11 protein-coding genes and 1 tRNA gene are annotated in these 11,721 nt (G+C 69.0%); 4 read left to right on the top strand and 8 right to left on the bottom strand.

All coding sequences use genetic code 11. The features are described from left to right. Window positions 1-92 precede the first annotated feature (92 nt). Window positions 93-163: transfer RNA gene (locus BM362_RS05470), tRNA-Gly, on the top strand. A 135-nt stretch (window positions 164-298) separates the two neighbouring features. Here the strand turns inward: BM362_RS05470 and BM362_RS05465 are convergent. Genes BM362_RS05465 through BM362_RS05455 form a run of 3 tightly spaced genes read right to left on the bottom strand, consistent with a single transcriptional unit; the run spans window position 299 to window position 5,447 of the window. Further along, a complete protein-coding gene (locus tag BM362_RS05465) occupies window positions 299-1,624 on the bottom strand; it encodes an MFS transporter (protein WP_093572363.1) in 1,326 nt (441 codons plus the stop codon). A gap of 41 nt (window positions 1,625-1,665) precedes the next feature. Next, window positions 1,666-3,375, bottom strand: coding sequence for a hydantoinase B/oxoprolinase family protein (locus BM362_RS05460; protein ID WP_093572362.1), 1,710 nt, complete (start codon window positions 3,373-3,375; stop codon window positions 1,666-1,668). After that, on the bottom strand, window positions 3,372-5,447 hold the full coding sequence (locus BM362_RS05455; RefSeq protein WP_244287047.1) for a hydantoinase/oxoprolinase family protein: 2,076 nt from the start codon (window positions 5,445-5,447) through the stop codon (window positions 3,372-3,374). Before BM362_RS05455 ends, BM362_RS05460 begins: the two co-directional genes overlap by 4 nt. A 130-nt stretch (window positions 5,448-5,577) precedes the next feature. Here BM362_RS05455 and BM362_RS05450 point away from each other — a divergent pair, with 130 nt between their 5' ends. After that, the gene (locus BM362_RS05450) at window positions 5,578-6,297 is read left to right on the top strand and encodes a GntR family transcriptional regulator (protein WP_244287046.1); all 720 of its coding nucleotides are present in this window, start codon (window positions 5,578-5,580) and stop codon (window positions 6,295-6,297) included. Window positions 6,298-6,307: 10 nt separating this feature from the next. Here BM362_RS05450 and BM362_RS05445 read toward each other — a convergent pair whose 3' ends face one another. The 4 genes from BM362_RS05445 to BM362_RS05430 all read right to left on the bottom strand — a co-directional run bounded on the left by BM362_RS05445 (window position 6,308) and on the right by BM362_RS05430 (window position 10,346). After that, window positions 6,308-7,408 (bottom strand): pyridoxal phosphate-dependent aminotransferase, encoded by a 1,101-nt coding sequence (locus BM362_RS05445; protein WP_067577597.1) that lies wholly within the window; start codon window positions 7,406-7,408, stop codon window positions 6,308-6,310. 109 nt (window positions 7,409-7,517) lie between these two features. After that, on the bottom strand, window positions 7,518-8,897 hold the full coding sequence (locus tag BM362_RS05440; RefSeq protein ID WP_067577599.1) for an amino acid permease: 1,380 nt from the start codon (window positions 8,895-8,897) through the stop codon (window positions 7,518-7,520). Between the two features lie 127 nt (window positions 8,898-9,024). Continuing rightward, window positions 9,025-9,675, bottom strand: a complete 651-nt coding sequence (locus tag BM362_RS05435) for a hypothetical protein (protein WP_067577604.1) — start codon at window positions 9,673-9,675, stop codon at window positions 9,025-9,027. 2 nt (window positions 9,676-9,677) lie between these two features. Beyond that, complete coding sequence (locus tag BM362_RS05430; protein ID WP_232791522.1) at window positions 9,678-10,346, bottom strand: hypothetical protein; 669 nt, start codon at window positions 10,344-10,346, stop codon at window positions 9,678-9,680. Window positions 10,347-10,459: 113 nt separating this feature from the next. Here BM362_RS05430 and BM362_RS05425 point away from each other — a divergent pair, with 113 nt between their 5' ends. After that, window positions 10,460-10,837, top strand: a complete 378-nt coding sequence (locus tag BM362_RS05425) for a nitroreductase family deazaflavin-dependent oxidoreductase (protein ID WP_093572360.1) — start codon at window positions 10,460-10,462, stop codon at window positions 10,835-10,837. Window positions 10,838-10,849: 12 nt separating this feature from the next. Next, window positions 10,850-11,380 carry a GNAT family N-acetyltransferase gene (locus BM362_RS05420; RefSeq protein ID WP_093572359.1) on the top strand — a complete coding sequence of 177 codons (531 nt, stop codon included), beginning with the start codon at window positions 10,850-10,852 and terminating at the stop codon, window positions 11,378-11,380. Window position 11,381: 1 nt separating this feature from the next. Here the strand turns inward: BM362_RS05420 and BM362_RS05415 are convergent, their stop codons facing one another. Continuing rightward, window positions 11,382-11,657, bottom strand: coding sequence for a GlsB/YeaQ/YmgE family stress response membrane protein (locus tag BM362_RS05415; protein ID WP_067577607.1), 276 nt, complete (start codon window positions 11,655-11,657; stop codon window positions 11,382-11,384). Window positions 11,658-11,721 lie beyond the last annotated feature (64 nt).

Genomic DNA, 11,721 nt, shown 5'->3' with positions numbered 1-11,721 from the left:
CGACAACAAGTGTTGTCACTTTGCCGGGGGAGCGTCAAGGCGTGGCCCGCTGGACAGGGGAGTGCCGTGGTTGTGTATGCTGGCGGAGCACTGCGGATGTAGTTCAATGGTAGAACATCAGCTTCCCAAGCTGAATACGCGGGTTCGATTCCCGTCATCCGCTCTCCAAGAGAAGCCCCAGGTCAGTGGATGTCCACTTAGGACCTGGGGCTTTTCTCTTGGACACTCCGCGATTCCCGTCGTGCCATTAACCCGCGAGCGAGCCGACGGTGGTGCCGTGCTGGAGGTCACCCCGTCTTCACGGGATCAGGTGGCCGTCGAGGCGCTCCATCCGGCGGCCTGCTGTCAGCAGCACGGCGAGACCGGCGACCATGATCGCGGCGATCGCCAGCAGGGCGAAGGTGAAGCTCCCGGTCGCGGTTTTGATCGCGCCGGTGAAATACGGGCCGACGAATCCGCTGAGGTTGCTGACCGAGTTGATCAACGCGATCCCCGACGCCGCCGCGGTGCCGGTCAGGCCGATCGCCGGGATGCGCCAGAACTGCGGCATCGCGGTGTAGATCCCGGCCACGCTCAGGCAGACCGCCACGATGAACAACGCGCCGTTTCCCGCGAACGTCGCGAGCAGCAACCCGGCCGCGCCGACTGCCATCGGCACCGCGGTGGCCGTGACGGCGGACCGGCGGCCCGCGAAGCGTACCCAGGCCAGCATCGCGAGCGCCGCGACCACGTAGGGGATGCCGGACAGCAGCACGCTCCCGATCTCCGCCGCACCGCCGACGCCGTGCGTGATCGTGGCGATCATCGTCGGCAGGAAGAACGCGAGCGGGTACAACCCGAACACGATCGCGAAGAACGCCGCCGCGAGCGCCCACACCCGGCCGCTGGTCAGCGCCTGGCGCAGTCCGGTCAGCGCACCGTGCCCGCGCTGCTCGTCGGTCTCCGCGGCCAGGGTTTCTTCCAGCGCCGCCTTTTCCGCTTCGCCGAGCCAGCGCGCGTCGGCGGGCCGGTCGGGCAGGAAGGCGAAGATCAGCACGCCGATGAGAATGGTGACCGCGCCTTCGACGAGGAACAGCGAGCGCCAGCCCGCGATGCCGAACAGGTGCCGCCCCCACTCCAGCAGCGCCGCCGCGAGCGGAGAACCGACGATCGAAGACACCGGAATCATCAGGAAGAATCCGGTCAGCGCCCAGGATCGCTGCCGCCGCGGGAACCAGTAGGTCAGATACAGCAGGATCCCGGCCGCCAGCCCGGCCTCCGCGAACCCGAGCAGCAACCGCGCCGCGTACAGCGAACCTGCCGAGCCGACCGCCGCCGTGGCTCCGGTGACCAGGCCCCAGGTGAGCATGATCCGGGTGATCCACTTGCGCGCGCCGAACCGTCGCAGCGCGAGGTTGCTCGGCACCTCGACGATGACGTAGCCGATGAAGAACAGCCCCGCGGCGAGACCGAGCTGCCCGCTGTCGAGGTGCAGATCGCGCGACATCGGACCCGCGATGTAGCCGAGATTCGCGCGGTCGACGTAACTCATGACGTATGCGACGCCGATGAGCGGGATGATCCGCAGGCCGACTTTGCGCCAGGTGCGCGCGGACACCGCGGTGGTGGTGACGACCGGTTTCATGAAGGAGTCCTTTCTGGACAGTCCTTTCCGGATGACGGGGATCAGCGAGCGCGCAAGGCGGCCGTGGCGTTGTGGTCGAGCACGCCGTCCGCGGTGACGACGACGCCGTAATCGCGGGCCGCGCCCGCTCTGGTCACCTTCTCTTCCCGCACGTCGTCGAGGACGCGACGCGGCTCCCGGGTGAACGGGTCGCCGTGCCCGCCGCCGCCCGCGGTCACGTGCCGGTGCCGGGTACCCGCGGTCAGCACGAGATACGGTTTGGATTCCAGCAGGCGTTCGCCGGGTCCGCCAGGATCGACGATGTTGAGCGACGGCGTGCCCGCGGCTCCGCCGTCGAGGCCGTAGGGCAGGAATTTCCGCCGGTCGGAACGGATCTGCACGCTCGCTTCCGGAGCGAGGACCGTCATGTCGCGGAAGGTCGCCAGGCCGCCCCGGAACCTCCCGGCACCGCCGGTGTCGGGCAGGAAGCCGTAGCCGTCGATGCGGATATGGCCCGCGCGTTCCAGTTCCTCCACCGGCGTGTTGGCCAGGTTGGCACCGAGCGGGCTGATCGCGTCCACCCCGTCGCGGTCCGGCCGGGCGCCCCACGCTCCGCACAGGATGTCCCACAGCACCACGGAGTTCCCGTCCGAGTCGGTGACCCCGACCGCGACGGAGTCCGGACCGCCGTCGCCCGCGGCGGGCACGCGATCCGGGAAAACCGGGGCGAGGGCGCCGAGCACGGCGTCGATGATCCGGTACGCGACCAGGCCGCGCGCACCGCGGGCGGACGGCCGCCGTCCGTCCAGAATGGACGCTTCCGGAATGACGAACGTGAACGGCCGGTAGAACCCGCTGTTGGCCGGGATGTCGCGAGCGAGCGCGCCCTGTACCGCGGCATAGGAGGCTGAGCGGGTGAAGGACGCGGTCGCGTTGAGCGCGGACGCGACCTGCGGCGAGGAGCCGCTGAAGTCCAGCTCGATCCCGGTGCCGGACAACGTGACTTTGACGCGGAACGGGATCGGGCCGGAGCCGAGGCCGTCGTCGTCGATGTGGTCGGTGAACTCGTAGCTGCCGGGTACGGCCTCGGCGAGCGCGGCACGCAGCAAGGTTTCCGAATAGTCGAGCAATTCGTCGGTCAGCTCCGCGAGTCCGTCGGCGCCGTGGCGGGCGGCGAGCGCGCGCATCCCCTCGGCACCGGCGTGGCACGCGGCGAGCTGGGAATCGAGGTCGCCGCGCAGCAACTCCGGTTCCCGGACGTTACGCAGGATGAGGTTGAGAAAAGCAGTGTTCAGCTGTCCGCCGTCGATCAGCCGCGACGGCGGGATCTGCACTCCCTCGGCGAAGATGCTCGTGGACTGCACACCCATCGACCCGGCCACCCAGCCGCCGACGTCCGCGTGGTTGACCACGGTCACCGAGAAGCCCAGCAGGTCCTGGCCCGCGAAAACCGGGGCGACGGCGAAGATGTCCGGCAGGTGCATCCCGCCGCGCGACGGGTCGTTGAGCAGGTAGAGGTCGCCGGGCCGGAGGTCGTCGCCGAACTCGGCGAGCATCGCGGCCATCGCGTCCGGAACCGATCCCAGGTGCACCGGACACGTGTTGGCCTGCGCGATCACGCGGCCGCGGATATCGCACAGCGCGGCCGAGAAGTCCATGCTGGACGCGACGATCTGCGAGTGCGCGGTGCGCACGATGGTGATCGCCATTTCGTCGGCGATGCCGGTGACGGCGTTGCGGAAGACCTCGAAGGTGACGGCGTCGCGGATCATGCGGCACTCCAGGTGATCACGATGTTGCAGAACTGGTCCCGGTGCACGCGGGCACCGGGCGGCACGAGAGTGGTGGCGTCCATGTCCTCGACGATGACCGGGCCCTCGACCGGCTCGGCTCCCAGATCCGCGCGCCGCAGCACAGGGGTGCGGGTCATGGCGGCGAACCGGCATTCGCGGGTCGACGGCGTCCGATCGTCGTCCGGGGCCGGGCGCAAGACATCCTCCAGCGGCACAGTGCTGGGCACCACGCCACGCACGCGAAGGTTGACCAGCTCGACCAGGTCGTCGCCGCCGGCGCGGCCGTAGGTGCGTTGGTGTTCGGCGTGAAACCGCGCCCGCGCCGCGGCGAGGAGGTCTTCGGTGAGGTCGCCGTCGTCCAGGCGGATGCGCAGTTCGAAACGCTGGCCGCGATAGCGCAGGTCGAGCAACCGTTCGAGCACGGCGTTCTCGCCCAGCTCCGCGGTCACCTTCGCGGTGAGCGCGGCGAATTCCGTCGCCAGTGCGTCGATGTCCGCCAGCTCCTCGCGGTACGGGGCGATCTCGTGCAGCTCCGTGTCCGCGACGAGGAGGCCGAGGCTGCTGAACAGCCCGGGATGCGCGGGGACCAAGACGGTGGCGATGCCCAGTTCCCGGGCGAGTTCGGCGGCATAGAGCGGTCCGGCACCGCCGAAGGCGACCATGGTCGCGTCGCGGGGATCGCGACCGCGTTCGCTGGTGACCGCTTTGACCGCCGTGGTCATGTTCGACACGGCGACCTCGTACGCCCCGCGCGCGGTGTCCAGGGGTTCGCGCTTCAGCTGCTCGGCGACGGTGGTGAGGGCCTTGGCGGCGAGGTCGGGGTGGACGGCGACGCGCCCGCCCGCCAACGCGTCCGGGCTGAGGTAACCAAGGGACACGTTGGCGTCGGTGAGCGTGGGCAGTTCGCCGCCGTTGCCGTAGCAGGCGGGCCCGGGCCGCGAACCGGCGCTCGCCGGACCGACGTGCAACGCGCCTGCCTCGTCGACAGCGATGACGCTGCCACCGCCGGAACCGACCTCGGCGATATCGATCGACGGCGTCCGCACCGGGTAGCCCGCGCCGGAACCCAAGCCCCGTGCGACGTTCATCCCGCCGCCGACCTCGTAGTCCGCCGAGACGAACGGCTCGCCGTGCTCGATCAGCGACGCCTTCGCGGTCGTGCCGCCCATGTCGAACGCGACCACCGACGGCAGGTCGAGCAGGTGCGCGAGCCGCCGGACCGCGGTGACGCCCGCGGCCGGGCCGGACTCGATGATCTGCACGGGCCGGTGCGACACCGACTCCGCGTCGAGCAAACCGCCGCTGGACTGCATGACCATCAGCGGCGCGTGCACGCCCTCCGCGCGCAGTCCTGCTTCGAGCCGGGTGAGATAGCCGTGCACGGCCGGCCCGACGTACGCGTTGACGGCGGCGGTGCTGGTGCGCTCGAACTCGTGCGGCTGCGGGGAAATGTCGACCGAAGCGGTCACGTAGACCCCAGGCAGCTCCGCACGCAGCGACTCGGCGACGCGCCGCTCCTCGTCGGGACGGACGTAGGAGTTGAGCAGGCACACCGCGACCGCCTCGATGCCGTCCGCGCGCAGCCGGGAGGCCAGCGCGCGGACCTCGGCCTCGTCCGCGGCCGGGTCCAGGCGGCCGTCCGCGGTGATGCGCTGCGCGAGTTCGTGCCGGTCGCGACGCGCGGCGAGCGGGACTGGCTTGACCCACGACAAGTCGTAGAGCACCGGGCGGCGCAGCCGGCCCAGTTCCAGCACGTCCCGGAAGCCCAGTGTGGTGACCACGGCAGTGCGCGCTCCGGCGGCCTCGAGGATCGCGTTGGTGGCAACGGTGGTGCCGTGCAGCATCGCGGTGACCGCGTCCGGAGCGGCACCGGCCTCCGCTAGCACGCCAGTGGTCGCCGTGACCACGCCGGTCCCGAAATCGGGCGGGGTGGACAGGACCTTCATCGGCACCACCTGTCCGGCTGGGCCGAGCGCGATCACGTCGGTGAACGTGCCCCCGATGTCGGCGCCGACGCGCCAGCCGGAACGAGGATCGGAACTGGGAAGCACTGCGGTCTCCTTCGCCCTGTCCAACATCTGGATGCAGAGTAGGAATCCGTTAAGATATTAGCAAGACGTCTCTAAGATATTTTTCGCCCGGTGTACCGTTTCAACGACCGCCGGACCAAGGGAGCAGCAGGTGCGTTACGAGCCCGACCTGATCCGCGAGCACCCGCCAACGGGCAGCCTGATGGAGAACGCCTACCGGCGGCTCAAGCGGGAGATCATCGAGCTGGACCGGGCACCGGGCGCGACGTTCACGGAGCTGGAGGTCGCCACCGCGTTCGGGCTGAGCAAGACTCCCGTGCGCGAGGCACTCGCGCGATTGCACCGCGACGGCCTGGTGCGGCCGCTGCCCCGCGCCGGCTACGTCGTCTCCCCGGTCACGCTCGGAGACGCGACCGACCTCTGCGACATGCGCGCACTGCTCCAGTCGCAGGCGGCCGCGCTGTGTGCGGAGCGAGGGCTGCCGGCGGCCGACGGCGCCCGGCTGGCGGAGCTGGCCATCGACACCGACGAGGACCAGCTCGGCGGCCCGCACTTCGAGGAGCGGTTCCGCGCGAACTACGAGTTCGAATCGATCATCGCGAACGGCTCCGGCAACCACCGCCTTGCCGCGGCGTCGATCGGCGTGCTCGACGAGATCGAGCGGATCTCCAGGCTGAGCATCCGGCTCGACCCCTCGATGCCGCCGGAACGACTGCGGGAGCGCCAGGCTGTCGTGGACGCCATCGCCGCGCGAGACCCCGACGCGGCCCGCGCCGCGATGCGGCGGCGGACCACGTCGGCACGCCGGGAGACCATCGGCGCGCTGGCCGCGAGCCGGTCGATCACCGACGCCGAGATCGCGGTCCCCTGACCCGCCGCGCTCAGCCCGCCAGCGCGGCGAGCCGTTTCCCCGCCTCGGCGAGATCCGCCTCGGCACCGCCGTAGAGCAGCCGAGCATGCGTGCCCGGCCCCTGGAACGCGTCCCCAGCGACGCCGGGGATTCCCGCACGCAGCAGCAGGTCTTCGAGATCTCGCCCCCGCCTCCCGAGCACGGACAGGTCCGGGAACACGAAAATCCCCGAATCCGGCCGCACCACCGGCAGTCCCGCCGCGTCGAGCGCGGCGCACAGCTGATCCCGCCGTTGCCGGAAAGAGGCGAAGACGACGTCGAGCCAGTCCTGCGGCCCAGAGAGCACCGCACACGCCGCCGCCTGGGGCACGTCGCCGACGTTGATCGCATCCCACTCGAACGCCCGGTGCACGCGCTCGGCCAAGTGGGCCGGAGCGTGCACGTAGCCAATGCGCCACTGCGTGAACGCGTAGTTCTTGCTCAGGCTGGTCACCGTCACCAGCTCGGGCCATTCGCCGCGCAGCAGCTGCTGGGGCGCATATCCAGGTCCGCTGTGGACATACCGGGCGTAGGACTCGTCGGCGAGCACCAGCAGCCCGTGCTCGGAAGCCAGCGCGAGCACGGCCGACAGCTCGTCCCGCGAGGGCGTGTGTCCAGTCGGGTTGTTGGGGTTGCACAGCAGGATCGCCCTTGTCGCCGGGGTGACCGCGCCGCGGAGGCCGTCGACGTCGGTGGCCCACCCGTGCTCCGGCCGTCCCGGCACGTAGACCGGACGGGCTCCGGCCATGCGCACCATGCCATCGAAGAAATACGTCGGGGCGGGCACCAGCACCTCGTCCCCGGTCGCGAGCAGGGCGCGCAGCACGACGCTCATCCCTTGCTGCGCGCCGTGCGTGACCAGCAGTTCGCGGTCCGGGTCGACTGCCAGACCGGATTGCCCGCCCAGGTGCTCCGCGATGGCCCGGCGCAGTTCGGGCGTCCCCCACGACTGGCGCGGCCTCACCCGCCCGGCGGCGTGGCGCACGGCGTCGAGCACGTGTTCGGGCATCGGCAGCGCGGGCACCCCGGGCATCGGGATGCCCGGCAGGACACGCGCCCGGTCGGCCAAGGCCAGTGCAGGCAGCCGCTCCATCTCGCCTCCTAATATCTTAGCGTAAGTTTTTAAGATACTAGGAGGCGACCGATCAGGCCGGCAAGCCGCGGCGCTGGCTCCGCGACCGGGCCAGCTCGATGTCCGCTGCTCACGGGCCCACATCCGCGAAAGCGTTCGCCGCGGGTTTGGCCGACCGGCGGTGGAACCAGTACAACGCGCACAGCACCGCCAGCCACACCACTCCGACCAGCAGCGCCAGGCGAGTGTCCTCGGCGAAGGCCATCACCACGAAGACGAACACCATGAACACCATCGTCAGAACCTGGCCCACCGGCCAGAACGGCACCGGGAACGCCAGATCGGCGGCGGACTTCCCGCGCCGGGACCGGTAGTGGGTAAGCAGGATCATGAACCACACCCACACCGTCGCGAACGTGCCCACCGACGCGATCAGCAGGAAAGCGCTGTCCGGCAGCAGATAGTTCAGGACAACAGCCAGACTCAGCGCCGCGGCAACGACCAGGACGGTCATCCACGGGATGCCATTACGCGTGACCCGGGCCATGATCGCGGGTGCCTGGCCGCGCCGGGCCAGGCCGTAGATCATCCGTCCGGCGCCGAAGATGTCGCTGTTGATGGCGGACAACGCGGCGGTGACCACGACGATGTTCAAAACCGTTGCGGCGGAGTGCAATCCAAGACCAGCGAAGATTTGGACGAAGGGGCTTCCGGACGTGCTGATCGTGTTCCACGGGTTCAGCATCATGATGATCGCCAGGGTCGCCACGTAGAAAAGCAGAACGCGAACCGGGACCGTGTTGACCGCCTTGGGCATGGCGGTGCGCGGGTCCTCGGATTCGGCGGCGGTGAGACCCAAGATTTCCGTGCCGCCGAAGGCGAACATCACCAAGGCGAACGAAGCGATGAAACCGCTGAGGCCGTTGGGGAACCAGCCGCCGTGGGACCACAGGGTGGCGGCGCTGCCGGAGGCACCGCCGAGGCCGAAGATCAGGATCGCCGCGCCGCCGAGGATCATCGCGACGATGGCGACGACCTTGACCAGGGTGAACCAAAACTCCAGCTCACCGTAAACCCGTACGCTCACCAGGTTCGCGGCGGCGATGACCAGGATCGTCAGCACCACCCAGATCCAGCGTGGCACATCGGGAAACCAGAATCCCATGTACACAGCCAAAGCCGTGACATCGGCGACGCAGACGATCACCATCTCGAACGCGTAGGTCCAGCCGGTCAGGAAGCCTGCCAGCGGGCCCAGGTGTTTCCGCGCGTATTCGCCGAAAGAACCGGGCGCGGGATCGTTGACGGCCATCTCGCCCAGTGCACGCAGGACGAAGAAAATCGCCGCGCCGCCGATGAGGTACGCGAGCAGAACCGACGGCCCGGCCTTGGCGATCGTGTCCGAGGAGCCGTAGAACAATCCGGTGCCGATCGCCGAACCAAGGGCGATGAACCGGATGTGCCTGCCGGTCAACCGGCGACTCAAACCGTCCCCGGACTTCGTCGTCATCGACGGAACCTCCCGAAGCGGCCCGCGGCGTGCGAGCGAGTCGGCACAGTAGAACTGATCCGGCCGGGGCCGCCCAACCAACGACTACCGGAAAGCGTCTGCGATTTCAGACAGTCCACAAAGGACGTCAGCCTTCCACCAATTCCCACGGCGCGCCCGGTTCCGCCCGGTCGAACACCTGGCCCGGCGCGGCGAGCAGGGTCGGCACGACGTCCGGGTACAGCTGCACGACGTGTTCCAGTTCCAGGCCCTCCACCTCGAAATCCTCCGCTTCGGGGACCTCGAAGCCGACGAACAGCCAGGTGCCGTCCTGCTCGCGAACGACCTGGCGCACTGCCCGCGCCGGTGCGCCGGCGGTCGTTCCGATCTCGGTCAAGCCGGTGCTCAGCTGGACTTCTTCCAGCGGCGAGCCGGGGTGCGTCCAGGCGGCGATCCGGGCCTCCCGGTGCACGAAATCCTCGTCGAGGTCATCGGAATCCGACACCGAGCTGAGCAGCCAGGTGCGGCGGTCCGGATCCCAGTCCGCGGCCATCCCCGGCGGCACGTCGGCCAGCGCGACCAGGTGCGGCAGCAGGGTCACCGCCTCGCGCAGGGCCGTCGCGCCGAACAGCTGGCGGTTGACCTCCATGTCCTCTTCGAACTCGGCACCGTCGCTGATGAACCAGTCGTCGTCATCGTCGAGGACGACGAAGGCCAGTTTCTCCGGATGGTCCACCAGGTCGTGCGCGATGATCACCGGGGATTCCGGGTCCTGTCGCAGCGGCCATTCCTCGGACATGTTCACTCCCCGTCGTCGATTACGTGCAGCCACTCGGCATCCGGAGCCTCGCGGAAGAACACTTCGCCCGGTTCCGCGTCCAGCAGCTCGACGACGTCCGGGTACAGCTGGGCCACGTGCCCGAGCTCCAGCGTGTCAACCTCGACCTCGGTCTGCTCGTCGGGATCCGGCACCTCGAAGCCGACGAACATCCACGTGCCGTCTTCTTCCCGGCTGACGTAACGCACGCCGCGCGCAGGCGCGTCCGCCGCGGTGCCGATCTCCATCAACCCCAGGCTGAGGTTCACCTCGTCCATCGGCGACCCGGCGTGCGGCCAAGCGGCGGCGCGAGCCTCCCGGTACGCGCGGGCTTCGTCGTCATCGCTCGGCACGAGCGGCGAAATCAGCACCCAGGACGCGTTGTCGGCGTTCCACTCCGCGCCCATCCCGGCAGGCAGTTCGCCCAGCGCCGACAGCTGCGGCATCAGCTCCACGACGTCATGGAGGCACATCGTGGCGAACTGCTCCTCGTCCAGCTCCGGATCCTCGCCGAACTCCGTGCCGTCGCTGACGAACCAGCCTTCTTCGTCGTCGAGCAGCACGTGATCCAGCTGCTCCGGATGCTCGATCAGGCCTCGCGCGACGAGCACCGCCGCGTGCGGTTCCTGCCCCATCGGCCAGTCTTGCGACATCCCGCTCCCCACCTCGTGTCCACCTGCGGGCCCATCCCACCAGACCGGCCCGCGCAGGCGCACAGCGCGTCTCCGGCAGGAAATTCCACGTTCGTTGGATTAGGCTCGGCGGCATGGTGCTGCCCGAACGTCTCGCCCGGTTCAACCGCGTGGTCACCAACCGGGTCACGAAACCCTTCGCCGGCAAACTGCCCGGATTCGGGGTGGTCGTGCACCACGGCCGGAAGTCCGGCCGCGAATTCCGCACCCCGCTCAACATCTTCCGCACCGACGACGGATTCGTCGTCGCGCTCACCTACGGACCGGACGCGGACTGGGTCCGCAACGTCCGCGCCGCGGGCGAGGCGGAGGTGATCACGCGCGGCCGTAAATACCGCGTGCGCGATCCGGAACTCGTGCATGATGAATCGCGCCAGCCGATGCCGCCCGGGGTGCGGCAGTTCCTCGGACTGGTCGGCGTCACGGATTTCCTTGTGCTGAAACGAGAATGAGGGGGAGCGCGGATGCTCACGGGGAAGCTGGTCCGGCTGCGGGCGATCGAACCTTCGGACGCCGAATCGTTTTACCGCTGGATCCACGACCCGGAGGTGGGCCGGTACATGACCGGCGATTACCCGCGTTCACTCGCCCAATTGCGCAAGCGAGGCGAGGAACGCCCGGTGAATACCTACGAGAACGTCGTGCTCGGCATCGAATCGATCGAGGCCGGCAAGCTGATCGGCGTCGTCGACCTGCGGGACGCCCGCCCAGAGATCGGCCGCGCCGAGCTGGACATCTACATCGGCGAGACCGACCACTGGGACGGCGGGTACGGCACCGAGGCGTTGAAACTCATGTGCCGCTACGGGTTCAACGTGATGCGGCTGCACCTGATCGCGCTCTGGGTCGTCGCCGAGAACGAGCGCGCCCGGCACGTCTACCGCAAGGTCGGGTTCGTGGAGGACGGCAGGCATCGCCAATGCCATCGCGGGCCCGACGGCCAGTACCACGACATGTACCTGATGAGCCTCCTCGAACCCGAACTCGACGACTGAACTAGCCCTTGACCTTCCGCTTGCCGTACAGGCTCGCGGCGAGGCTCACGCCGATCGCGGCCAGTACGACCTGGGTGATGATCTCCAGCCAGTCGATGCCCTTCGTGTCGGCGTACCCGATCCCACGAGCGATCGCGGTGCCGACGAACGCGGCGACGATGCCCACGATGATCGTCAGCCAGATCGGGATCGACTGCTTGCCAGGTGCGACCAGCTTGCCGAGCAGGCCGAGAATCAGACCGATCACGATCGCGCTGATGATGCCGGAAACCGCCATGCCGAACTCCTTCTGCCGAGAGAACCGGGCTCGTCCGGTTTAGCCCGGAACCCGGGAGGTTAAA

Source organism: Amycolatopsis rubida (assembly GCF_900115345.1).
GTDB classification, from domain to species: Bacteria; Actinomycetota; Actinomycetes; order Mycobacteriales; family Pseudonocardiaceae; genus Amycolatopsis; species Amycolatopsis rubida.
Note: the sequence above shows the minus strand (reverse complement) of the source record. Positions and strands in the feature narration are given on the sequence as shown.

Excerpts from the sequence above, each read along its gene's own strand:
- BM362_RS05435 (WP_067577604.1), bottom strand. The coding sequence starts at position 9,675 with ATGTCCGAGGAATGGCCGCTGCGACAGGACCCGGAATCCCCGGTGATC.
- BM362_RS05460 (WP_093572362.1), bottom strand. The coding sequence starts at position 3,375 with ATGATCCGCGACGCCGTCACCTTCGAGGTCTTCCGCAACGCCGTCACC.
- BM362_RS05420 (WP_093572359.1), top strand. The coding sequence starts at position 10,850 with ATGCTCACGGGGAAGCTGGTCCGGCTGCGGGCGATCGAACCTTCGGAC.
- BM362_RS05415 (WP_067577607.1), bottom strand. The coding sequence starts at position 11,657 with ATGGCGGTTTCCGGCATCATCAGCGCGATCGTGATCGGTCTGATTCTC.
- BM362_RS05440 (WP_067577599.1), bottom strand. The coding sequence starts at position 8,897 with ATGACGACGAAGTCCGGGGACGGTTTGAGTCGCCGGTTGACCGGCAGG.
- BM362_RS05425 (WP_093572360.1), top strand. The coding sequence starts at position 10,460 with ATGGTGCTGCCCGAACGTCTCGCCCGGTTCAACCGCGTGGTCACCAAC.
- BM362_RS05465 (WP_093572363.1), bottom strand. The coding sequence starts at position 1,624 with ATGAAACCGGTCGTCACCACCACCGCGGTGTCCGCGCGCACCTGGCGC.
- BM362_RS05430 (WP_232791522.1), bottom strand. The coding sequence starts at position 10,346 with ATGTCGCAAGACTGGCCGATGGGGCAGGAACCGCACGCGGCGGTGCTC.
- BM362_RS05445 (WP_067577597.1), bottom strand. The coding sequence starts at position 7,408 with ATGGAGCGGCTGCCTGCACTGGCCTTGGCCGACCGGGCGCGTGTCCTG.